Below are 24,459 nucleotides of genomic sequence, written 5' to 3' on the forward strand. Positions count from 1 at the left end.
ACCATCACGCAGCACTTTCTGTCCCGCAAAAGATTGCAGGAAACAGATAATCTCAGACGCCAAAAGAAAGAGTGGAAGTGTTCTGGTACGTTAAAACGCGCGCCTTCCCAGACCGCATCTGCGGTCCGAGACGCGCATCGTTATCTGCCTCAGGCAACAACCAGTGCACTGACAGCAATCACGCCGAATACAAAAAGATGGATCATCATTTGCTCCTGTCGCAAGGGGACATCGGTCCCGGTCAAACGCACTCACTTTGCGTTTGTTCCTGATAACTAGCTTGCAAAGCAGGTTATTTGATGGCGCATGTCCCCCGGACGAACGGGGCAATCTTACAATCAGATGTAAATGGTGCGGGCGGCCGGACTTGAACCGGCAAGGTCTTTAAGGACCGGCGGATTTTAAGTCCGCTGCGTATACCAATTTCGCCACGCCCGCAAAGCGCTCACAAGGTTGGAGTTCCAACCGGCAGAACAGGGTTCTAGCGCGGCTTTAAAAACGGCGCAATACCGGAATGCCCGATTTTGCCAATCCCGGAAAGCCCGACATGGGTGGTACCTGCATAATAGCGAATGCGGCATTGCGACATAATTGCCTGTCTTTCACCACATTACCCCCATTTTTCCCCGGCAAGGTTGCAACGATCCCAAAGGAATCCAACAGGCGATCCGGTTGACCGTGAAGAGGCACAGGTACATTTCACTGGCTATTTCAGCATGTCTGGCGCTTGCCATGCTTGGCCTGTTGTTGCGCCACGAAATCATTCCCCATGCCAACGCCGAAGATGACGGCCCCAGCCGTCTTGACGCTCCGATCCTGCGAAGTGAGACAATCAACCGGTCGGCCAACCAGCAACGCCACCTCAATCGCCTCTATGACAAGATGGAAAAAGATCTCGTCGGAAGCACAATCGGGCCTCTTTTTCTCGATAATTCGATTCCTGCCCCGGCCCAGCCGCCAAATGCACTTGCGCTTGGTACCGGTGATGCAACAACCATCGAAACATTTGGCGGTCGGTCCGCTTTGGCATCAATTGCCAAGAAACTTGATTTCGATACGGCGAATGGCACCTTCCCCAATCAGGCACGCCGCCGGGCCACGCCCATCAACATGTGGGTCCATGGCAGCCAGACGAATATCGAGAATCGCATTGCCGATACCGGTTACAACCCGAACCTCAGCGGCGATGTCATCTCGATTGATACCGGGGTCGATTATCAGGTCGATGACAGCCTGATTATCGGACTTGGTGTCGGTTGGGGCAGCACGCTGAGCGAAGCCGCTGCAAGGCAGGTTTTATACCGGGAAAACAACGTTACATTTTCCCCCTATTTTGTATCGCGCATGACCGAATGGCTGAATATTCGCGGCAGCATCGGAATTGGCAGCAGCACCATCACCCAATCCGCACTAAATGGCGGTTCGGATGATCTCAGCTATGCCGAAAATCTTGATAGTTCTACATTGTCGAGCTCCATCGGCTTCGGCACCGAATATGATCTCGGCTTTCTACCCCTCACGCTCAGCCTTGACGGGGACATCATCACCGCCCGCGAGGAATTTGAAAGCGCACGCGCGGTCGACGGATCACTGGTACCGGCACGCACGGCCTTGAACCAGATTTTCGATAGCACCGCCGAGGCACGCTATAACCTTGTTCTCGGCGATCATCGCCTTGTGCCCTTTGCTGGCCAGGATCAGGCCATCACCCTGATGAACCAGGGATATGGCCGCTCAACCAATCGCCGCTACTTCGCCGGCACCGAATATGCCTATGACCCATGGCAGATCGGGGCATCCGTCGAAGGCTTCCGCGAATTTTCACCAAATTCCGATGCGGTCGAGGGCATAAGGTCCGAACTCAGTCTGCGTTCGGAATTGCCCTATGGCTACGGGGTCCTGAGCCCCTACGTGACAAGTGAAAATACCAGCACCTATTCGCAAATGGGGGGCGGCATCACCCATAACTGGGGTGGCATTCCCGGTCAGATGAGCCTCGAGGTACAGCGAAAACTGACCTTCGAAACCGAACACAACAATCTTTCTGGCCTGATGACGATCCATTTCGATTTCTGATGTTTTCCGCCCCTTGCTGATATCTTGTGGCTTGGCGTTACATCCCTGTCCGGTTAGGGTGCACAAAGAATTCGAAACCGCCAAGACCAGCAGGTTCGCGCCATGACACAATCCGATCGCGATGCGCCCGATACGCCCGACGCGACAGATACACTGACCCCGCCGGTGTTTGATCGCAGCTTTCAAAAGCAGTTCATCAATCTGCTTTTGTGGCGTCGTGACGTGCGGCGTTTTCGCACCGACCCGATCCCCAGGGCCGATATTGATGACCTGATCAAGGAAGCCTGCCTTGCCCCGTCTGTCGGCAATTCTCAGCCATGGCGTTTTGTAAAGGTCAACGATCCCGACCGCCGCCAGGCCATCCGCGACAGTTTTGAACGCGCCAATCAGCAGGCGCTTAACGACTATCACGGCGAACGTGCCAGACTTTATGCGTCCCTGAAATTGCAGGGTATGGATCAGGCCCCCGTGCAGCTCGCCGTTTTCGCCGACGAGGAAACCGAGGCTGGCATGGGATTGGGCCGCAAAACCATGCCAGAAATGCTCGATTATTCTGCCGTCGCCGCCGTACAGCTTTTGTGGCTGGCTGCACGCGTCAAGGGCATCGGGGTCGGCTGGGTCTCGATCCTTGAACCCGAAACCGTTCTCAAAGCGCTTGAAGTACCGTCACATTGGCGACTGATTGCCTATCTGTGCATCGGCTATCCCGAAGAAGACCATGTCGTTCCCGAACTCGTCCGCGAGGGCTGGCAGGATCGCATCAATCCCGCTGACCTGACGCTTGAACGCTAACCCGAATCCGATCATCAAAGGAAATCCCGATGACCGCCGATAAAGGCCAACCAACCAACCCCGAACAACCCGCAAAAAAAGGCCTGCCCAATGGTCATTACTTCAAGATCATGGGCTATCTTCTGACCGCAGCGTGGGTTGGTTACATTCTGGCAATTTCCGGGGGCGATACCACGCATCCGATGTTTGACTATATCTTTGTCGTACCGCTGGCATTCTGGATCGGCGGCATGATCATCGCCAAAATACTGCGTTCGCGCAGTGGTGCGGATCGGCCCTGATCGCGGTTCGCTAGATGGCAAAAGGCGCTGAAATCATCAGCGCCTTTTTTTATGATCCGTTCCGATCATCACGATGCTTTTTTCGTTCGTCGTCATAGCTGTCATTATCGGAAAACCCGCCCAAATTCATGATCCCGATGCCAAGGCTGATACCGCCAAACGTGATGAACAACCCGAAAAACAGCAGCATGATAAAGATCGGCGCATCACGTGATGCCATGGCCAGGCTATAAATCCCGCCAATGTCAAAAAACAGCACCAAGGAGCCAAATACCAGCGCCCCGAACCCGCCATAGGCGGTATGTTCGATCATGAACTTGATAATGGAACGGGCTTCGCGCGCAGCCTTGCTGTTACGAATTTCATCCGTGTCGTTTGACTTGCCCGTCATGCTGGTTCCTCCAACGCGACATCATCGGATTGTCATAGCCGGAATTATAGCATCGCCAAAATGATCAATCGCAATCCACAGTTTACGAAACCGCGCCGCTATCCTCGATAACCTCGCGGCCCTGCTCGATGATCGCAGCCCGGATGCGCTCGGATGCCAGATCGACATCCTTGGCCTCTTCGCCCCGCACCACAAGCGTCGTGCCCAGTTTCCCCTCGCGCAGGAACGGATAGGATCCGATATCGGTATCGGGGAAATCATGCTGGATTTCGCCCAGCACCTTGGCAATCGTGCCTTCGGGGATATATCCCCCGATGGACCGCGAAACCATTGGCCGCCCGCCGGTCAGCTGATGTTTGATCCCCTGGAACATAGCCTGCATGATCATCGGCACACCGGCCATGACATAGACATTTTCCATCCGGAAACCCGGTGCCTTGGATATCGGATTATCAATCAGCTCTGCCCCGACCGGAATATGCGCCATGCGAAGCCGCGCCTCGTTCAGATCAGCCGGATTTTCATAATGGCTTTTCAGCAATTCATGCGCTTGTGCATTCAGTTCAATCTCGACCCCAAAGGCCCGCGCAACACAGGGTGATGTAATATCATCATGAGTCGGGCCGATGCCGCCGGTGGTAAAGACATAATCGAACTTTGCCCGGCATTCATTGACCGTTTCGATGATCGTGGTTTCGATATCGGGAATGACGCGGGTTTCCGACAACCGAATGCCAAGCTTGTTCAGTTCTTCCGCCAGATAGGGCAGGTTCTTGTCATGGGTTCGCCCCGAAAGGATTTCATTGCCGATAATGATCAGACAGGCCCGAACCGCTTCAGACATCACAACCCCGCAAACTTGAATTCGTCATTTGATACGACCGGCGGCACCAGCCGGATCGTCACAGAAAATCGCGCAACATCGCCACCAGCGGCACATCGGCCGGCGGCATCGGATAATCACCCAACCGGATCGGGCGCACCCATTTGACCTGCTGGCCTTCCATCGGAGTAATCTCCCCCTTCCAGACCCGGCACAGATAAAGCGGCATCATCAGATGGAAATCGTCATAGGTAAATGATGCAAAGGTAAAAGGTGCCAGACAGCTTTCGGTGATGTCGATACCAAGCTCTTCCTTAAGCTCGCGCACCAACGCCATTTCCGGCGTCTCGCCCGCCTCGACTTTGCCACCCGGAAACTCCCACAGCCCCGCCATCGATTTGCCTTCGGGGCGCTGGGCGATCAATACGCGATGATCGGCATCCACCAGCGCCACCGCACTGACAAACACCGTTCTTTCCGGGATTTTCCCCTGCCGCAGGTCCACCGACATGCAGCCTCTATCTGGATTCTGAATGCTCATGCGATTGTTTTATCCTGCAAGTCTGCTTTCGCCAAGTGCCGCATTTGACCGAAATCGGCTCAACCCTTTTGCCCGTCCAGCAATCGCAAAATCATCGCACGATCTTCGCTCGAAACCGCCCCGTTCCCCGGCAAATCTTCCCGCCCGATCAGGTAATCGCGCACCGAAAACCCTTCATCATCAACCGCATTGGTCTTGGCCCCGGCCGCAATCAGCATCTTCACGACCGCAGCGTCCCCTGCGGCCGCAGCATAATGCAATGCTGTTCGTTCCCCATGGCGGGGATATTCCCATTTATCCGTGGCATTTGTTCGCGCCTGAACATCCGCCCCCTTGTCCAACAACCATCTTACCGCCGGGCTGTTGCCCTGCTGGGCGGCGGCCATCAAGGCGGTTTTGCCAAAATCATTGCGTGCCTCGATATCGGTGAAATAACCGTTCTGCGACAAAATATCGAGGATTTCCGCACTGTCGGATCGCATCATCGCAACATGCAATAACGGATCAATGCCACCATAAGCCGCACATCGGGCAAACAGATTTCCATCCTGCCCCGCACCGCGCGTTGCCATCGCCACGATATCCGCAACCGGGCGGTTTTCGATTAACATCACACGCATCGCATCAACCGGTACCGGCGTATCGCAATCGGCCCCATACACCACGGAAAACAGGGTATCGCGGGCGATTTTAACCGCCATATCCCGGCTTTCGCCGCGTGAAACCCAATAGGTAATCAACGCATCCTGCGCCGGTATCCGTACGGTTTCAATCGCGTTGAATACATCCCGGTTGGCGGGTGAAAGATACGACCAGACCTCGAACGGCTTGCGTGATCCCGCCGGGGCAGACGGCAATTCATCAGGCTTTAGCATCGCCATCTCAAGATCGTGACTTTGCCCCGCCATATGCGCAAAACGTATCGTTCCGTTTTCCGGGGCAAACATATCCCCACTGGCCAGATAAGCCGCATCAACATAGGCATCCATCAGCGCGGTTGGATAGCCCGCAACCGCCCCGCGCCCCCATTGGCACCCCGAACGCGGCATGAAATTGTCGCGATTGCCGCCCCATGTCGGTCGGGTTGCATCCAGAAGCCCCGGCTGTCGCTGCAAAATCGCACAGGGAATGGCGTAAAACGCGGAATCCGTATTCGCATAACCGCTGCTCGACGCCAGCGTGATCGTCGGCAACATGCTTTCAATTGATCCGTCAAAGCTTTGCAAGTCCCCCAGCACACTACGTTCCAGCTCGTCAGTCAACGGAATGACGTCTTCATTGACCCGGTCTTGCAAGGCGGCAATTTCACGATCGCGTGCCGGGCTCTGGTCCTTGAACGCATATAAAAACAATATCCGGTCCAGTAATCCGACACCGTCCGACCGGCCCTTAACCGCCTTCTCTGCGGCTTGCGGATTTTCTGCCATACCGGCAACCGCAGCTTCATAAGCCTCATTGTCATTGTCTGCGAATGCCGCGGATGAAAAGGCGATCAGAACCGGCATCACAACCAGCGTTCTTGCCAAAGTCATCAAACCCGAATTGCGATGCACGTCTAACACCCTTGAAATGAAACAAATCCCGATGGCGGGCTTTTGCGTATAAGCTTTAAATCCAAATCGATAATATCTGTTTTACGGTGACAATGCGCGTACTCAAACTGACGGCAAATGCCCTGATCGCAGCCCTGTTTCTGGCGGCCTGCGACAAACTCGCCGCATTCAATCACCTTCAGGCAGGGGACTATCACCCGACTGTTGCCGACCTGCGATACGGCGATGATGATCGCCAGAAACTTGATCTCTATCTGCCGCCCGACCGCTCAAAACCGGCCCCCCTGATCGTCTGGTTTTATGGCGGATCGTGGGATTCGGGTGACAAGGCAAAATACGCCTTCGTCGCCAAACGCTTTACCGATATGGGCTACGCGGTGGCCATCCCCGATTACCGGCTGGTGCCCCAAATCCGTTTCCCCGAATTTATCGAAGACGGCGCCAGGGCACTCGCCTTCATGAAGCAGTACGGCAATCAACATCCCGACCGCATCACCGCAAACCCGATGATATTGGCTGGTCATTCCGCCGGTGCCTATAACGCGGTTCAACTGGTGGCCGATCAGTCCTATCTGGCATCTGTGGGCATGTCGTCCAACGACATTGCAGGCATCATCGGGCTTTCCGGCCCTTATGATTTCTATCCCTACGATGTTAAGGCAACCCGGATTGCCTTTGGCGAAACCCCTGCTGCCCAAAGCCAGCCGGTCGAACAGGACCTGTCACACATGCCGTCGATGCTTCTGATCACGGGTACGCGTGATCATACGGTCTACCCCCGCAATTCCCGACGATTGGCGGAACTTGCCCCGGATGCAAAACTAATTGAAATCGACGACACCGGCCACGCCGGAACCCTCATTGCACTCGGCAGTATCCTGACAGAAAACCGGGCCGTGCTGGATCCTATAACCGCATTCCTTTCCGACCACACACCCCCATATCGAAACATCCCCGCAGCACAATAAGTGCCGCAACCTCAAGAAACAAAAATATGATCGGGGGCTTTGCCTTCGAAATAACGGTCATATGCCGTTTCATATGCCTTTTCCAGATGCTTGGTGTAAGCAGCCGAATCAAATAACGGCACGGTCAATCGCGTATCAATCAACTGCTGGCGGATTTGACCAAGCCGTTCAGGATTTTCCACCAGATCAATGATCAATGCCTCATACTGTGCTTCGGTTTCTGCCACCAGTTCAGGCAACCCAACCGCATGCAGCAAGCTTGCAGCAACACGCGCCGCAAAACTTTCCCCGGCTTTTGTCACCATCGGCAGCCCGGCCCAAAGCGCATCACTTGCCGTTGTATGCGCATTGACATTAAATGTATCAAGGAACAGGTCAGCATGTTTGTGGCGCGCCAGATGCTCAGGTTCTTTTAACCGTTCGGCAAATACGATCCGTTCCCGTGCAATCCCTCTGGCTTCGACCTCGCGCAACAGGTTCTCCTGAACGCCTTCATTGGCACGCAACAGCCAAAGAACACTGCCATCATATTTGGCCAGAAGCCGCATCCAGATATCGAACTCTCTGGGCGTGATCTTGTAGTTGCTATTGAAACTGCAGAATACAAAACCCTTTTCCGGCAGGCCGAGCTCGCTTCGCGTCTTGGTTGTTTCAGGAATGATACGGTTACGATCATTGGGCTGATAACTATCAGGAAGATAGATCACTTTTTCGGTGTAAAACCGTCGCAGATGCTCTGGAATGACGACTTTGTCGGCAACGATATAATCCATGAAATCCGCGCCAAGAGTCCCCGGATAGCCAAGATAGCTGATCTGTATTGGTGCCAAACGATATGCAAAAAGCCCACTGCGCCCCTGCCTGGTAAAGCCTTTCAGATCAACAGCGATATCAATTTTCTGCTGCCTGACGGCCGCCACGATCTGTGGATCTGACGCCACTGAAATATCGACAAAGCTGTCAACAAGCTTGTGCAACCGGTCCCGTTTGACACCCTGTTTGACGGTCCCATAACTATAGGCATGAATTTCAAACTTCTCGCGATCATGATGCTCAAGCAATCCGATCATCAGAATAAGCGTCGCGTGATCGTGAAAATCGGCTGAAAAATAACCGATCTTTATTTTCTCCGGTCGGGCGACCGGTCGCTCTGGCAACGGCACCGTATTCACATGATAACGTTTACGGATCGTATTGGCCGCACGCTTCTGCTGACGTTCCGCATTGTCATCGTATGACAACATGGAAAACGGCTCCACTGCATCGCCTTCAATACCGATACGCGGCGCAAGCTTGGCAAAATCGGCGATCCCCGACCAGTCACATAACAGCGCCTGCATATAAAGCTTTTGCGACATGGCGGGCATATTCTCGCCCTGCACCTGTGCCGCAAAACTGAAGCTTTGCTGCGCCGCACTGATCTTGCCTCTCTGAAAGAAGGTATTGCCCAGATTGTAATAGGCTTCGGCATAGTTTTTGTTGGCCTGTATCGCACCAACATAATATTTCTCAGCTTGGTCAAATTTACCCAATTTATGGTAAATGCCGCCAATGCTGTTATATCCTTCGGCATATTGCGGATTGGTTTTGATTGCGTTGGCAAAGGCTTCCAACGCCCCCTGAAGCTTTTCCTGCTGATACAGCAAAACCCCCAGATTGGCGTGGGCTTGGGTAATTTCCGGCTCCAGTTCAACCGCTTTGCGGAAACTCTGCTCGGCAATATCGAATTTCTTCAAACCAAAGGCCGCCGCGCCAACCAGATTCCACACCACGCCGGAATTCGGGGCTTCTTTCACAACCGCATTCGCCGCATCAAATGACGCCTCGATCTGCCCGCTATCAAACAGCCTGCGAATTTCGGTCACTTTATCCTGCAACGAACCCTTGGCGATTGCCGCTGGCAGTTTAAGCTCGGCAAGTGCTTTTCGGGCCCGCTCATTTTTCGGATAAGCCTCCAGGAACTCTTCATAAAGCTTGATCGCCTCGTCCTTGCTTCCCTGACGTTCAAGTGATTTCGCCCGACGCCTGACCTGATCAAATGAAAGCTTCAAGTCCCGTTCCCCGCATAACGCAATTTAACAATTCAACATCCTGCCCCAAACATAGAGCCCCTCGGTCTCTTTGTCCCATTTTGGCAGTATTTGCTTCTATCATCATGAAAAAAGCCCGGATCAACAATCCGGGCTTTTTATTAATTTATGATTTCTGACTTACGCCAGCTGACCGTGGCAATGCTTGTACTTTTTGCCTGATCCGCACGGACATGCGGCGTTACGTGCAACACGGCCCCATGTCGAAGGATCGTTGGGATCAACATTGCCCGATGCCGCACGCGAATGGACCGTTGCACTGTCACCACCTTCACCCGCCATGGTTTCGGGTTCCGGGTGATTTTCGTGCATTTCCTGCGGTGCGCGACGTGGTTCAAGGTCTTCCGGGCGTGGGGTGGACTGCAATTCAACATGCGACAGCATCTGGGTCACACGTTCACGCAATGTCACCAGCATGCCTTCAAACAGGTTGAACGCCTCGCGCTTGAACTCGTTTAACGGATCGCGTTGGCCATAGGCGCGAAGACCAATGCCCTGACGCAGGTGATCAAGCGCCAGAAGATGCTCTTTCCATGTCTGATCCAGCAGCTGAAGAACAAGGCTCTTTTCGACCTGGCGCATGATATCGGCGCCATAATTGGCAACCTTGGCTGCCATCTTGCTTTCAACCGCCTGCTCGATCCGCTCGCGCATGACTTCGACATCAATGCCTTCTTCCTTGACCCAGTCGGTCACCGGAAGATCAAGGCCAAACAGACGCGTGCATTCTTCATGCAGGCTGGCCGCTTCCCACTGTTCCGGATAAACCTTTTCCGGGCAGTATTTGGTCACGAGGTCTTCGACGACTTCGCTGCGCATGTCGGCCACATCTTCGGCAACATGCTTGGCCTGCATCAGATCGCGGCGCTGTTCATAAATAACCTTGCGCTGGTCATTCATGACATCATCGAATTTCAGCACGTTCTTACGAATGTCGAAGTTGCGCGCCTCGACCTTCTGCTGTGCCTTTTCAAGCGCCTTGTTGATCCACGGATGATAGATCGCCTCGCCTTCCTGAAGGCCAAGCTTCTGAAGCATCCCGTCCATGCGCTCGGACCCGAAAATACGCATCAGGTCATCTTCAAGCGACAGGAAGAATTTCGAACCACCCGGGTCACCCTGACGACCGGAACGACCGCGAAGCTGGTTATCGACACGACGCGATTCATGGCGTTCGGTACCGATCACGAACAGACCACCCGCATCCAGAACCTTCTGCTGATCGGCCTTCACTTCGGCCTTGATCCGCTCGATCCCCTCGGCACGCTTTGCATCGTCGTCGATATTGGCAAGCTCGATCTCGGCACGCATTTCAACGTTGCCGCCAAGTTTGATATCGGTCCCGCGACCGGCCATGTTGGTTGCAATCGTGATCGCGCCCGGCGCACCGGCCTGTGCCACGATGAACGCTTCGCGTTCATGCTGCTTGGCGTTCAGGACCTCGTGCGGGATTTTGCGTTCTTTCAGCAACGCGCCAAGAATTTCCGATTTTTCAATCGAAACCGTGCCGACAAGGGCCGGCTGGCCGCGCTTATGACAATCTTCCAGCAGATCGGCAATCGCGTTCCATTTTTCCTTGGCCGTCCGATAAATTTCATCATCGGCGTCTTTACGGGCAATCGGGCGATGGGTCGGGATTTCAACAACCTGAAGATTATAGATTTCCTCGAACTCTTCGGCTTCCGTTATCGCCGTACCGGTCATCCCCGCAAGCGTCGGGTAAAGACGGAAATAGTTCTGGAAGGTGATCGAGGCCAGAGTCTGGTTTTCGTTCTGGATCTTGACCTTTTCCTTGGCTTCCAGTGCCTGATGCAGACCATCGGAATACCGGCGGCCTTCCATCATACGCCCCGTGAACTCGTCAATGATCACGACCTTGTCGTCCTTGACGATGTAATCTGTATCCTTCTGGAACAGCTTGTGCGCCTTCAGCGCCTGATTGACGTGATGCACCAGATGCACGTTGGCAACGTCATAAAGCGTCCCTTCCGTCAGGATGCCCATCTGCTGCAAAAGCTGCTCGGCATTCTCGGTACCATCTTCGGTCAGGGTGACGGCGCGTGCCTTTTCATCCTTCTCGTAATCGTCCTCGGTCAGTTTCGGGATCAACGCATCAATCGCGCGATACAGTTCCGAACTGTCTTCGGCCGGGCCGGAAATGATCAGCGGGGTACGCGCTTCGTCGATCAGGATGCTGTCAACCTCATCGACGATGGCAAAGTTGAACGGGCGCTGCACCATGTCTTCAAGGCGGAACTTCATGTTATCGCGCAGATAATCAAAGCCCAGCTCGTTATTGGTGGCATAGGTAATGTCGCACGCATAGGCCGAACGACGCTGGTCATCGGTCATGCCATGCATGATCACGCCAACACTCAGCCCCAGGAAGCCGTAGACCTGCCCCATCCATTCCGCATCACGACGCGCAAGGTAATCGTTGACCGTAACAACGTGAACGCCCTTGCCTTCGATCGCGTTCAGATAAACCGGAAGGGTCGAAACAAGCGTTTTACCTTCACCGGTTTTCATCTCGGCGATCTTGCCAAGTGTCAGAACCATGCCGCCCATAAGCTGGACATCGTAATGACGTTCGCCGCGCACACGCCTGGCCGCCTCGCGGACGGTGGCAAATGCGTCAGGAAGAATATCCTTCAGAGTCTCGCCCTTCGACAGACGTTCGCGCAGCCAATCGGTACGGGCGCGCAGTTCGTCGTCACTAAGCTTTTCGACTTCGGGTTCCAGGGCATTGACTTGCTCGACCGTGGCCCGCAGGGCTTTGACTTCACGATCGTTAGCTGAACCGAAAATTTTCCGGGCAATTACGCCGAGCATTAAAACGTTCCTGAACAAATGAAAAAACAGTTATGGGGCAACGGCTATATACCGAGGCCCGATCACAGATAGAACCCTGTCTGCCATCTGTCAACGGAACGAACCATTATCGCTAATGTTCGGGCTGTTATGGCCCCCAAAAGTCCGGGCCAAAGGGGCCGACTTGCACAACCCTTGCCTGTACTCGCGAATGTCACTTCCTTCATGCTTGAGGAAATCGCAAAAAACACGTATGATCGGTGTTCAACTTTGAATTAGAGAGCAAGTAGCTCATCTTTTTCGCGACATATCAGGGCTCAACCCCTTGCGCGAAAGAAGCCTCAGGAGGAGGAAATGGTGGATTTCTCCACGCTTAATCCCTTTCGACAGGGACAGTCTTCACTGACCGATACGCGTCAGCCGATTGCCACATCCGGGAATCCTTCGGGCAACGGTGCGACACAGACCGGCTCGAAACAGCATCCGGTTGTTGACCCTGTGGATCTGTCCGAAGATGCCGTTGCTGCACGCAATGCGGATAAAAATCTGCAACCGGCCGGTTCAAAGTCTCTGACATCCGAACCGATGACCACCGATGAACTTTTCGCCAAGGCGCTCGACGCTGCCCTTGAACTGATCAAGGATGACATGGTCGAAATGTTCAAACTGGCCGGAATGGATGACAAGGAAGCCCTTGCCGCGACCAACGCGATGTTCAGGGGAATCCGCGAAATGGCTGCTGATGACGGCCAGATCGATTTCTCCTTCCAGCAGGCCATCGCAAGTCACTCGCGCACCGAAATCTCTTATGCCGGGGCGAATGGTGCCGGTGTCGGGGTTTCCGAATCCGCGATGATGGCAATGCAGTCCCTTGATATCAACATCAACAGCGAAACCGGCGAATTCTCGTTCAATTACGAAGCGTCCAAGGTTCAGATCGTCAGAACCGAAGCCGTTGCCATCGGCAACAGCATGGGGGCTGCGATGGGTGCGCTTGGCGCCGTCATGAACGGCCTTGGCGGCGGTAATCTGGTCGATATGCTCGGCAATCCGGCCAGTGCGGGCAATGGCGGTCTTCTGTTTGACATGGAAGGCAGCGGAGTCGCCGAATTCATCCGTGATCTGATGCTTGATACCACAGGGGCCGCACCGGCAGCCGAGGGCAAAGAAAATGCAGATGGCACCACCGAAGATGCCAGCATGCAGGAAATTCTCGCCAGCCGCATGGCGAAACTCAATGCCCAGATCATGGAACAGGCAACCCTGGTCGTACGTGGTGTGACCGAAACCATGGCCGAAGACGGTTCTGGTGATCCGATGCTGAAACTGTCGGTCGACATGCTGATGCCGATGGGCCGTTTCGGGCAGGATGAAAACGGTGCCACCTTCCAGTTGCCGAACGGTGAAACCGTTTCCGTAATTGACCCAAGCCAGGAACAGGACGTTCTGGCCTGACCATAGCAGCACGGGATGGGGCCGCAATTGCCGCTCCCGTCCCGCAGCCCTTCAGGAAGGAGGCGCTGAATGTTTGGACACCCGTCGTTTAATAACAGCACCCAGGGACGATCCGCCGATTTGCTGGCAACGTCCCGTCGTGTTTCGGCCGCCGACATTCAGCCCGACACGCGGCAAAACCGCCCGGTCCCGGAACCGCAAAATGTTCGCGAAGGACGCCGCATCATCGATCAGATCGATGAAAGCCTGCGGATCAATCTGCGCCTTGATGAAACACTCGGCGATGGTGCCCTTTCCAATCCTGTGCCCCCAACGGCAATCGAAAAACTGACCGGTGCCGTCGGCGCAACGCTTGGCGATGCGGCGACAAGAATGAACCGTGATGCTTTCATCGTACTCGCCATGCTGGGCATTCCCCCGGCCGAGGCCCGTGAAATGGCCAATGCCCTGACCAAGGGGCTTGAGGGTGATATGGCGGCTGCTGCCGGTATTGATGGCAGCCCCGCCGCCATGGCGCGTGATTTTGGCCTGGCACTGGCCAATGGTTTTGCCGAACGCGGCAGCAGTGCGGCCTTTTCGATGGTGTCGCAAAGCATCCATATCGATATGAAACAGATCGAAGCCCGCTTTTCCGACGCCCTTGGCAGTGGCAGCATCTCGATCAGCGAATTTCACGCCCGCGTCGAACAGATCCGCGTTGAAATCATCGGCATTACCCAGCAGGACCCGCTGATCCTTGATCTTGACGGCAACGGGATCGACATCACCAGCTTAGAAGACGGCAGGATATTTGACATCAATGGTGATGGCACGCAGGACCGCACCGCATGGATCACAGGGAATGACGCCCTGCTTGCGCTTGATCGCAACCATGACGGCATCATCAATGATGGTACCGAATTGTTCGGCGATCAGAATGGTGCAAAAGACGGCTTTGCCGAACTTGCCAAATATGACGGCAACAAAGATGGCCGGATAGACAGCAACGATGATGTTTTTTCGTCCCTGATTCTGCTGCGCGCTGATGGTTCGACCACCAATCTAGCCGATGCCGGAATTTCCGCGATTGATCTGACTTTCATCACCCCGCTTGATCAGAAACTGGTCGGTGGTGTTCTCGCGGCCAGTGCCGGTTTTGAACGTGATGACGGCAGCACCGGCACTGTTGGCGAAGTCTTTTTTGACGTTCGTGCCTAGCTGTCATTTGCCGATCTGCGCCACAACCCATCAGGGAAGAACATTAAAGCCCCCAATTCGCGGCTATTATGTTTTCCGCGCTACATCAGCATTTCACATTTTAGCCAGATTGCTTTGAAAAAACCGTGACACCCGAGGGGAACCCTTGTGTGTCGCGAACGGATGTGATTTATCCGTGGGGTGAGGCATGGGGCAAAATCCCCCTAAAATGAAAGTCTGGAGAAAATATGCTGCGCAAAACCCTACTCGCTGCGTCACTTGCGACCGTTATGTTTGCAAGCCCGGTTATGGCTCAGGACGCTGCACCGGCCGAAGACCAGGTTCTGGCAACCGTCAATGGCGAGGAAATCCTGGAATCCGAAGTGCGCGCGACGCAACAGGGCCTGCCCCAACAGTATCGCCAGCTCCCGTTTGAAATGCTCAAGCCGATGCTTGTCGACCGCGAAATCAATCAGCGCCTGCTGATGCTTGCCGGTCAGGACGCGGGTCTTGCCGACGACGAAGAGGTCAAGAAACAGCTCGCAGCCCTTGAACGCCGTATCGTTGCCGAAACCTATCTTGAGCGCGCAATCGAAGAGAAAGTCACCGACGACGCGATCAAGGCCCATTACGACGAATTCATCAAAACCAACGAGCCGGAGCCGCAGGTTCACGCGCGTCATATCCTTCTGGAAAACGAAGAAGACGCCAAAGCCGTGATTGCCGAGCTTGATGGCGGTGCCGATTTCGTCGAACTCGCCAAGGAAAAATCAACCGGCCCGTCCGCTCCGAATGGCGGCGATCTTGGTTTCTTTAACAAGGGCGACATGGTCGCACCGTTCGCCGAGGCAGCCTTCTCGATGGAGCCGGGCACCTATAGCAAAGAACCGGTTCAGACCCAGTTCGGCTGGCACGTGATCCTGGTCGAAGAGAAAAAGGACGGCGTCCAGCCAAGCCTTGAAGAAATCCGTCAGCAGATGGAAGCCGAAGTGACCCAGCAGGCCGTTCAGGACCTGATTGAGGAACTCCGATCCGATGCCGAGGTGGTGAACAACACCGAAGCCCCGGCCGCAGACGACAGCGCAGAAACCCCGAAAAACTAAGCCGTACGGCTTAAACGGTTTCAAAGCTGGGATCCAGAACGGGGTGAGCCATCGGGCTTCACCCCGTTTTTTTATCATCCAACCGTTCCAAATGCGCTACCTTTGAATTAATGGCTTGATCACGTTCAACGAAGGAAATTGAACAGATGGTTGCGACTTCGCTTTCTCCGCTGGCTCCGGCCGGTTTTCCCGATCTTCCGGCAATTTCCGGTGTCAAACTGCATACCGTAACCCTTGGCATCCGATACAAGGGCCGCCCCGATGTCCTTCTGGCCGAACTGGAACCGGGCACGCAGGTTGCGGGTGTCTTCACCACCTCGACCACGGCATCGGCCGCGGTTCGCTGGGGACGCGAGGCGCTTAAAGGCGGCACCGGTCGGGCATTCTTTGTCAATGCCGGCAACTCGGTTGCTTTTACGGGCAAGGCAGGCGAAAAATTCGTCGCAGACAAAGTCGAAGCCGCCGCAAAGGCACTGGGTTGCGACAAGACCGAAATCTTCACCGCCTCCACCGGTGTGATTGGCGAACCAACCACTGCAAACCGCATTACCGATGCCCTGCCCGACCTTCTGGCGAACCAATCCGGCTGGCTTGATGCCGCCAAGGCGATCATGACCACCGATACCTTCCCCAAGGGCGCATCGGCCACCGCCACCATCCATGGCGCCAAGGTCACGATTGCCGGTTTTGCCAAGGGCTCAGGCATGATCGAGCCGAACATGGCCACCATGCTGGGCTTCATCTTTACCGATGCCGCCGTGCCCCATGACCTGCTTCAGGCGCTGCTGGCCGATTGCACCAACCGGTCGTTCAATGCGATTACGGTCGATAGCGATACCTCGACATCCGATACCGTCCTTCTGGCCGCAACCGGCAAGGCGGGAAATGCCACCGTTTCGGGTATTGATGATCCGGCACTGGCCGGTTTCAGAACCGCCCTTGAAGACGTGATGCGTGATCTGGCCCATCAGGTGGTCCGCGACGGTGAAGGGGCTTCGAAATTCATCACCGTCAATGTCACTGGCGCCATCAGCGAAAAAGAGGCCAAAATCACCGCCAAGGCGATTGCAAACTCCCCGCTGGTCAAAACCGCGATTGCCGGTGAAGACGCCAACTGGGGCCGTATCGTCATGGCGGTCGGCAAATGCGGCGTTCAGGCTGACCCGAACAAACTGACCGTTTCAATCGGCGGCATCGTTCTTGCGAAAAACGGTGAACGCGTTGCCGATTATGACGAAGCCCCGGTCGCAGCCCACATCAAGGGCCAGTATATCGACATCGACGTCGATCTCGGCTTTGGCGATGGCAAGGCCACCGTCTGGACCTGCGATCTGACGCATGGCTATATCTCGATCAATGCCGATTATCGCAGCTGATTGATCCAAACGGCCTGAATAAATCAAAGCCGCCTTTCATGCGAAGGCGGCTTTTTGCTTTCTGGGGGCACAGGCTTTACTCAGGAATGATCGGGCAAATGCCCGCTCAAGATCGCGCCGACATTCGCCCCCTCGAAATCAACACCGCTCAGATCCGTATCGCCAAACGCAACGCCCGAAATATTGGTGCGGATCATTTTGACATCGGCCATTTTCGGATTGGTGAAGATCGCATTGCGAATATCGGCCTTGGAAAAATCCGCACCACTAAGGTCTGCATGCCACGTCACCCCGGTTTTGTGGCCATGGCCGTCACGCTGCTCGACCGCGCCAAACCGTGCCCCCTGGAAAATTGCCTTCTGGCAGTTCGCCCCGTTCAATCGCGCCCCGTTCAGGGTCGCACTGTTAAGTCTCGCAAGCTTGAGGTCCGCCCCGCGCAAAGATGCCATGGCAAGAATGGTATCGATAAACAAGGCCCCGCGCAGGACGCAATCGTCAAAACAGGCCGCCGAAAGGTCCAGCCCCGAAAAATCCATCCCCGAAAGATCACGCCCCGTCGCGTTAAGCGGCTTGCCCTGCTGGCCACCGCTCGAAAGCCATTCACTATGCGCATTCACCAGATCGCGAATGTCATCCGGCAGGGGGGCGACCGCCTTACTGCCCAGACTGTTGGCGATATTGGCCTGCGAAAGATCCACACCGTTAAGGTCGACATTTCGAAGATTGGCCCCGCTTAAATCCGTTCCCGAAAGCACCGCATTCTGAAGCTTCGCCCCCTTGAGGTTGGCGTTCTTCATCTTGGCCCCCGAAAGATTGCAGCCCGTCAAATCCGCCCCTGCAAGATTGACGGCAAACATGTTGGCATCGCTCAGATCGGAGTCCATCAGATTCGAACCCGACATATTGGCTTCCGCCAGATTGGCCCCCACCAGCATCGATCCTTCCATATCCGCATTGGCAAGATCGGTGGCCCGTTTGACCCGGCGTTCGCGCCCGGCATCCATCACGATCATCACACCGGATCGAAGATCGGCCCCCTTGAGGTTGGCATTGCGCAACTTGGCCCGTGCCATATTCGCCCCGCGCAAATCAGCCCGCACAAAGCTTGACCCTTCAAGGTCGGCTTCAACAAAATTGGTCCCGAAAAGATCGCAAAAATTGAAACTGACATCCTTGATCACGGCCTGGATAAAGTTCGATCCCGGCATGATCGCGTCATCAAGGCTGATCTTGCTCATTTTGATACGCGAAAGGTTCCCGTTGCGAAGCTGCATGCGCTTGCCACCAGGTTGCTTCAATACATATCGCTGATGCTTTTTGATCGCTTCAATCAGCTCTGTACGTGAAACCATTTTCTAGGATCGATCCCCCGATGATCTTCTGGCCCGGAACAGTTTTGGAACGGTTACAGCTTTATGATAGCCCGGCTTCACCGCTAATTTTCTGACACAATATGACATCTTGGCATTTTCGCGCCGCTTTCCAACAAGTTGATGCGATAAATCGCAAACAAACCTGCCTATCCGCACAGATACGTGGAAATCTGACACCGCTCTTTCCACCAGTTTCCCGGCAAAACTGGTTGCCTTGGGGGCCGGTTGCCCCTGGCACATTCGGTGACATAATCTGTAACGTGCAAAAATTTTCGGGCACAACTTTAATTAATTGCTGTCCGATACCTTTGATCCGGCGTGCAAAATCACCAAATCCATAGTTGGCACCAAACGCCGAAATCGATGCATGGGCCCGATTAATGAATCAGATTCTGTTCGTTGACGATGACGAGAACATCCTGCACGGCCTGCGCAGGCGCCTGCGCAGCATGCGGCCGGACTGGCAAATGGTCTTTGCAACCAGTGCTGCCGAAGCATTGGAACTTTCCAAAAGCATGCAGATTGATGTGATCGTATCGGACATGCGCATGCCCGGCATGGACGGGGCAACACTGCTTGGCACCCTGCAAAAAACACATCCGCATGCCACACGCATCATCCTGTCGGGCTTCGCCGAAGAAGAAGCCGTCCTCAGGACAGTCGGCCCCGCCCATCAGTATCTGGCCAAACCGTGCGAGGATTCGCTTCTGATCGAAACCATCGAAAATGCACTGGATCTCCGCGGTCTGCTTTCCCGTCCGGAATTGCGTTCGCTGGTTGCCAGCATCGATACGCTGAGCTCCCCGCCCGATACCTATCTTCGGCTGGTCAAGGCCCTCGAAGACCCGAAAATCTCGCAGGAACAGATTACCCAGATCGTTTCATCCGACATCGCGCTGACCGCCGAAGTCCTGAAACTGACCAACTCGGCCTATTTCGCCATCGCCCAGAAAATAAGTTCCGTTTCCCATGCCGTGCGGATGATCGGCACCGAAACGCTTAAGGCCCTGGCACTTTTCGTTGGCATTTTCCGCGGCTTTGACGGCCCCAAAAGCGAAGCCGACAATCTGCTGCGCCTTTGCCATCGCAGCCAGCAGATCGGCGTTACTGCCGCCCTGATCGCCGAATATGAAAAACTGCCGCGCCCTATATGTCAGGCCGTCCCCTCGACCGGAATGCTAAGCCACGTCGGCAGTCTGATCCTTTATGCCAATCGCAACAAAGAAATGACCAAGGTGATCGCAAGGGTTGAAAAATATCATATTCCAATCGAGCAGGCCGAAATTGAACAGTTCGGCGCAGGTCATCCGGAAATCGGTGCCTATCTTCTGGGATTGTGGGGCTTCCCGGCCCCGGTGGTTCAGGCGGTTGCCTATCATCACCGACCGATGGATACGCCCCATCGCGAAATGAATGTCCTGACCGCGATCTATGTCGCCCAGGACCTCACACGACAGGTTGCCGCCAACGAAACCGGCAAGAAAGTCGAAAGCCATATCGACATGGATTACCTGGCGGGTATCGGCAAGGCCGACCAGCTTGATGAATGGCACAAGATCGCACGCGTTGTAGCCGACAAATATAAAACCCTGACCCAGTAAAGACCCGCGGCCATGGAAAAAAGCAAAGTCCTATTCGTCGACGATGACAGAAACCTGCTTCACGCCCTGCAGCGCAAAATGCGCCGCAAATTCGATTTCGAAATTGCAGTCGGCGGCGAGGAAGCCCTGCGTATCCTGATGGAAGACGGCCCCTTTGCCGTCTGTATCGCCGATATGCGCATGCCCGGCATGGATGGTGTCAAACTTCTGACCGAAATCGGCCGGGTCAGCCCCGATACCGTCCGCATGATGCTGACCGGCAATGCCGATCAGCACACCGCGGTCGAGGCCATCAATCGCGGCCAGATTTTCCGGTTCTTCAGCAAACCCTGCGATGACGAGGTGCTCGAACAGGGGATCAATGATGCCATTCGCCAGCATCACCTGATCACGGCGGAACGCGATCTGCTTGAACAGACACTGGCCGGCAGCGTCAAGGTTCTGACCGATGTTCTGGCACAGCTTAACCCTCTGATATTCGGGCGTTCCATGCGGGTGAAATCATGGTGTGACATGATTGCGCGCGATATCGGCTATCCCCAGCCGTGGGAACTTGGCCTTGCGGCCCTGCTTGCGCCGATCGGCATGGTATCGCTGCCACCCGATACCCTCGCCCGTCTGGCGATGGGCAAGGTTCTGCAACCGCTGGAACGCGATCTTTTGAAACGCACGCCCGAAGTCGGCAAGCAGCTGATCGCCAATATTCCGCGCCTGCACCATATCGGCGAAATTGTTTATCTGCAGTTCAAGAATTTCGACGGATCGGGCTTTCCGGTCGGCGACAGCCCCAAGGGCAAGGATATCCCGCTTGGCGCGCGTGTGCTGCGCATCCTCAATGATCTTGCCGAACTCAGTACCAGCGACATGCCGCTCGCCCAGAATTTCGATGAATTGCAGGAACATCCGCACCGCTATGACCCCGAACTTCTGGGTCAGATATCCGACCTTCTTGCCATTGTTGACGACTCCTACGATATCGAAGCCCACCCCAAAGGACGTGAACAGGATGTCTTTCTCAAATCGCTGCGGGTACACGACTTTCTGATGACGGATATCGAAACCGTCGAAGGCCACATCCTGCTGACCCACGGCAATCACGTTTCCGAAGTCCAGTTGCAACGCCTGCGCGTATTCCAGCAGATCCACAAATTTCGTGAACCGATCCGTATTCGCCGCGGCGGCTCCGCCCTTCGACCAATAACTGAATAACGGAACCGCGGGCATGACAGACAAGCGGCATAACGACGATCATCTCAAGGTCATTCACCCTGCCAGTGACTCGGCGGGGACGGACGATATTCTTGATGCGATCAATCAGCTTGATGTCAGCCCCGAGGTTCTCAAGCAGATCCATGCCCTTCTGAACGAACAGAAAAAACGTGAAACCGAAGCCAATCAGCGGCTGAAAACCATCCTGAACAGCGTGGTCGAAGGCATTCTGGTCATTGATGGTGCGGGGATGATCTGTGACTGCAACGAGTCCGCCCTTAACCTTCTGCGCGGCACGATGACCGATATGCTCGGCCTGTCGGTCGACGCCCTTTTTGTCGACCGCAAATCCACGGTGCGCCACAAACTGCTGAACCGCTGCATCAATATCAGCAGCGGCACGCTACGATACGACTATACCGAAACCATGGGGCAGCGCCTTGATGGCGATACCTTCCCGATGGAAATCACCGTAAGCCCCGCCAATTTCACCGGCGAAATGAGCTATCTTTATATTTTTCGCGATATCACGCGCCGCAAACAGGCCGAAGAATCACAGCAAAAACTCGAAGGCGAACTGCGCGAAGCCTTGAAACTCGAAGCCATCGGCCATCTGGCGGGCGGGATCGCGCATGAAATCAACACGCCCAGCCAGTATATCCGCGACAACCTGAAATTCCTCAATGACGGCTACGGGGCGCTGTCGCGCATTCTGGGGCTGGCGCTGCAAACGCTCTGGCAAAATCGTGATCGTTTGCCGGAAAACACCTTCAACAATTTTGCCCGCAAAATGCGCGATGCCGATCTGGAATTCCTGCTTGATGAAATCCCGCATGCGACCCAGCAATCCCTTGACGGCATCAATCAGGTGGCCCGCATTGTCCTGTCGATGAAGGAATTTTCCCATCCGGGCGGGGCGGAAAAAACCGCGACCGATATCAACCGGGTCCTGTCAAACGTCACCGTCATATCACGCAATGAATGGAAACATTACGCGCAACTGGTCGAAAATTACGAACCGGAACTGCCGCATATCCCGTGCCATATCAACGAAATCAATCAGGTGTTTCTCAACCTGATCGTCAATGCTGCGCAGGCAATCGACGCCGCCGGCCGATCCCCCGAAGAAGGCGAGATCAAAATCAAAACCACCTTCCTTGATGACAGTGTCCTGATCAGCATTTCCGATAACGGAACCGGCATCGCCAAGGAAAACCGATCCAAAATCTTCAACCCGTTTTTCACCACCAAGGAAGTCGGCAAAGGCACCGGTCAGGGCCTTGCCATCACCCATGACATCGTCCAGATCAAGCATGGCGGGCGCATCTGGTTTGAAACCGAAATGGGCAAAGGCACAACCTTCCACGTCCTCCTCCCGGCCGAGGATCGGACAGGCAAACCCGACACGGTCAAAAAGGCTCCCGATAAAAAGAAGAAAACCGCCTAGACCCCGCGCCTATCGCGGCGCGAACAGGATAATCCCCGCCCCGACCAAGCAGACCGCAACCCCGGTCATGTCCCATCGATCGGGCATTTTGCCCTCAATCAGCCATAACCAGCCCAGTGAGGCCGCGATATAAATCCCGCCATAGGCCGCATAGGCCCGACCGGCAAAATCGCTTTCAACCTTGGTCAACAGCCACGCGAACACAATCAGCGACAAAATACCCGGCACGATCCAAAATGCGGATTTGCCAAGCCGAAGCCACGCCCAGAATGCAAAGCATCCGGCAATTTCGGCAATTGCTGCACCGGCATAGGCCGCAATGCTGTGCATCTTTCCCCCAAATCAGAATGCCGGGCGCAAATCCCCGGCATATTTGCCCGCCCAGTTGGTCAGAACCGGCGTCAGATACTTTTTAAGCGTCTCGGCACGGGCATCGTCAATCACGCCATGCTGGCGCAATATCGCCCCCATCGCAACCTCGGCCCCGCGCTGGGTGCCGTCATCGATCTTAAGCGCAACGCCAAGTCCCTGTTTGGGGAATGCTGCGCAATAAACGCCTTCGGCGCCGACCTTGACCAGCGCATCCTCGCCGCACACTTCCATGATCCCGGTGCAAAAACGCCCGGTGCCCGCCACCATGAACGGGGCTTGCGCACATCCCTTGCGGATGCGTTTGATCGCTTCAATACGTTTCGGTGCCAATCCGCTTGGATCAGCCATGCGCGCCATGGCAAGGCCAAGGTCACGCAACCGCATCCCGATCACCGGAATGCCGCATCCATCAATACCGCGTGGCGTGGACGACAGATCGCAATCACCCATTTCCTCCAGAACCCGTATCAGGCGCTGCTGAACCGGATGGGCTTCCTCGATATAACCTTCGGGATCATCGCCCAGATGCTGCGCGGTCGTCAGGAACCCGCAATGCTTGCCCGAACAGTTATTGTGCGCCTTTGAAAGCTTCACATGATCAGACGCCTGCTTGATCGCCGCATTCAGGCTCAATGAATAATGCGGCGCACAGGCCAGCGTATCGACGGACAACCCGATTTTCTCAAGCCATGCGGCAACGGTCTTGGCATGTTCTTCCTCGCCATTATGCGACGAACAGGCCAGCGCAATATGCTTGTCCTCAAGCCCGAACGCATCCGCCGCCCCGCTTTCAACCAGCGGAATCGCCAGCAACGGCTTGATCGCGGACCGCGGATACATCAGCGCGTCAATATCGCCCCCTTCGGCAACCACAGTGCCATCGGCCTTCATCACGACATACCGCCCGCGATGGAAACTTTCGACCATCCCGCCACGCGTGGCTTCGACAAGGATCGGATTGGCAGCAATCTGGTTGGCAGAATTGGCAGACATCTTGGGGCTCTCCATGACCGGGCGCATT

The 24,459-nt window shown here is 55.1% G+C and carries 20 protein-coding genes and 1 tRNA gene; 11 read left to right on the forward strand and 10 right to left on the reverse strand.

All coding sequences use genetic code 11. The annotated features are described in order from the left end of the window. Positions 1–349 precede the first annotated feature (349 nt). Positions 350–438, reverse strand: a tRNA-Leu gene (locus R1T41_RS05525). A gap of 240 nt (positions 439–678) precedes the next feature. Between R1T41_RS05525 and R1T41_RS05530 the strand changes: the two genes are divergently transcribed. The 3 genes from R1T41_RS05530 (at position 679) to R1T41_RS05540 (ending at position 3,149) form a co-directional block, all read left to right on the forward strand. Continuing rightward, positions 679–2,076, forward strand: coding sequence for an autotransporter outer membrane beta-barrel domain-containing protein (locus R1T41_RS05530; RefSeq protein WP_247794669.1), 1,398 nt, complete (start codon positions 679–681; stop codon positions 2,074–2,076). 102 nt (positions 2,077–2,178) lie between these two features. Then, positions 2,179–2,868: a 5,6-dimethylbenzimidazole synthase gene (gene bluB, locus R1T41_RS05535; protein ID WP_317340486.1), complete on the forward strand. Its 690-nt coding sequence runs from the start codon at positions 2,179–2,181 to the stop codon at positions 2,866–2,868. Positions 2,869–2,897: 29 nt separating this feature from the next. Further along, positions 2,898–3,149, forward strand: coding sequence for a hypothetical protein (locus R1T41_RS05540; RefSeq protein ID WP_062951286.1), 252 nt, complete (start codon positions 2,898–2,900; stop codon positions 3,147–3,149). A 49-nt stretch (positions 3,150–3,198) separates the two neighbouring features. Here R1T41_RS05540 and R1T41_RS05545 read toward each other — a convergent pair whose 3' ends face one another. The 4 genes from R1T41_RS05545 to R1T41_RS05560 form a co-directional block, all read right to left on the reverse strand. Further along, the gene (locus R1T41_RS05545; protein WP_062961312.1) at positions 3,199–3,540 is read right to left on the reverse strand and encodes a hypothetical protein; all 342 of its coding nucleotides are present in this window, start codon (positions 3,538–3,540) and stop codon (positions 3,199–3,201) included. Positions 3,541–3,622: 82 nt separating this feature from the next. Continuing rightward, positions 3,623–4,384, reverse strand: a complete 762-nt coding sequence (locus R1T41_RS05550; protein WP_317340489.1) for a competence/damage-inducible protein A — start codon at positions 4,382–4,384, stop codon at positions 3,623–3,625. A gap of 58 nt (positions 4,385–4,442) precedes the next feature. Then, positions 4,443–4,874, reverse strand: coding sequence for an 8-oxo-dGTP diphosphatase MutT (mutT, locus tag R1T41_RS05555; protein WP_062951283.1), 432 nt, complete (start codon positions 4,872–4,874; stop codon positions 4,443–4,445). 89 nt (positions 4,875–4,963) lie between these two features. After that, positions 4,964–6,457, reverse strand: coding sequence for an ankyrin repeat domain-containing protein (locus R1T41_RS05560; protein ID WP_317340491.1), 1,494 nt, complete (start codon positions 6,455–6,457; stop codon positions 4,964–4,966). Between the two features lie 92 nt (positions 6,458–6,549). Here R1T41_RS05560 and R1T41_RS05565 point away from each other — a divergent pair, with 92 nt between their 5' ends. Further along, entirely contained in the window at positions 6,550–7,425 is an 876-nt protein-coding gene (locus R1T41_RS05565) for an alpha/beta hydrolase (RefSeq protein WP_317340493.1), read from the forward strand. An 11-nt stretch (positions 7,426–7,436) separates the two neighbouring features. On the opposite strand, the gene R1T41_RS05570 is transcribed toward R1T41_RS05565, so the two are convergent. Together R1T41_RS05570 and secA are read right to left on the reverse strand one after the other, a co-directional pair. Continuing rightward, positions 7,437–9,476, reverse strand: coding sequence for a tetratricopeptide repeat protein (locus R1T41_RS05570; protein WP_317340494.1), 2,040 nt, complete (start codon positions 9,474–9,476; stop codon positions 7,437–7,439). 159 nt (positions 9,477–9,635) lie between these two features. Continuing rightward, positions 9,636–12,347 (reverse strand): preprotein translocase subunit SecA, encoded by a 2,712-nt coding sequence (secA, locus tag R1T41_RS05575; protein ID WP_317340495.1) that lies wholly within the window; start codon positions 12,345–12,347, stop codon positions 9,636–9,638. 333 nt (positions 12,348–12,680) lie between these two features. Between secA and R1T41_RS05580 the strand changes: the two genes are divergently transcribed. From R1T41_RS05580 to argJ, 4 genes are all read left to right on the forward strand, one after another. After that, on the forward strand, positions 12,681–13,781 hold the full coding sequence (locus R1T41_RS05580; RefSeq protein ID WP_317340496.1) for a hypothetical protein: 1,101 nt from the start codon (positions 12,681–12,683) through the stop codon (positions 13,779–13,781). Between the two features lie 69 nt (positions 13,782–13,850). Continuing rightward, positions 13,851–14,978, forward strand: coding sequence for a hypothetical protein (locus R1T41_RS05585; protein ID WP_317340498.1), 1,128 nt, complete (start codon positions 13,851–13,853; stop codon positions 14,976–14,978). Positions 14,979–15,205: 227 nt separating this feature from the next. Continuing rightward, positions 15,206–16,060: a peptidylprolyl isomerase gene (locus tag R1T41_RS05590; RefSeq protein WP_062951262.1), complete on the forward strand. Its 855-nt coding sequence runs from the start codon at positions 15,206–15,208 to the stop codon at positions 16,058–16,060. 146 nt (positions 16,061–16,206) lie between these two features. After that, entirely contained in the window at positions 16,207–17,436 is a 1,230-nt protein-coding gene (gene argJ, locus R1T41_RS05595) for a bifunctional glutamate N-acetyltransferase/amino-acid acetyltransferase ArgJ (RefSeq protein WP_062951261.1), read from the forward strand. An 80-nt stretch (positions 17,437–17,516) separates the two neighbouring features. Here the strand turns inward: argJ and R1T41_RS05600 are convergent, their stop codons facing one another. Continuing rightward, complete coding sequence (locus R1T41_RS05600) at positions 17,517–18,788, reverse strand: pentapeptide repeat-containing protein (RefSeq protein WP_317340501.1); 1,272 nt, start codon at positions 18,786–18,788, stop codon at positions 17,517–17,519. Between the two features lie 401 nt (positions 18,789–19,189). Between R1T41_RS05600 and R1T41_RS05605 the strand changes: the two genes are divergently transcribed. The 3 genes from R1T41_RS05605 to R1T41_RS05615 are packed head-to-tail and all read left to right on the forward strand — an operon-like array spanning position 19,190 to position 23,066. Further along, complete coding sequence (locus R1T41_RS05605; protein ID WP_317340503.1) at positions 19,190–20,410, forward strand: response regulator; 1,221 nt, start codon at positions 19,190–19,192, stop codon at positions 20,408–20,410. A gap of 12 nt (positions 20,411–20,422) precedes the next feature. Next, positions 20,423–21,619, forward strand: a complete 1,197-nt coding sequence (locus R1T41_RS05610; RefSeq protein ID WP_317340505.1) for an HD domain-containing phosphohydrolase — start codon at positions 20,423–20,425, stop codon at positions 21,617–21,619. A gap of 13 nt (positions 21,620–21,632) precedes the next feature. Continuing rightward, on the forward strand, positions 21,633–23,066 hold the full coding sequence (locus R1T41_RS05615) for a two-component system sensor histidine kinase NtrB (protein ID WP_317340507.1): 1,434 nt from the start codon (positions 21,633–21,635) through the stop codon (positions 23,064–23,066). Positions 23,067–23,075: 9 nt separating this feature from the next. Here R1T41_RS05615 and R1T41_RS05620 read toward each other — a convergent pair whose 3' ends face one another. Together R1T41_RS05620 and R1T41_RS05625 are read right to left on the reverse strand one after the other, a co-directional pair. Next, a complete protein-coding gene (locus R1T41_RS05620) occupies positions 23,076–23,396 on the reverse strand; it encodes a YnfA family protein (RefSeq protein ID WP_317340508.1) in 321 nt (106 codons plus the stop codon). Between the two features lie 12 nt (positions 23,397–23,408). Next, positions 23,409–24,431, reverse strand: a complete 1,023-nt coding sequence (locus R1T41_RS05625; protein ID WP_317340509.1) for an asparaginase — start codon at positions 24,429–24,431, stop codon at positions 23,409–23,411. Between the last annotated feature and the right edge of the window lie 28 nt (positions 24,432–24,459).

It is taken from the genome of Thalassospira lucentensis (genome assembly GCF_032921865.1).
Lineage (GTDB): Bacteria > Pseudomonadota > Alphaproteobacteria > Rhodospirillales > Thalassospiraceae > Thalassospira > Thalassospira lucentensis_A.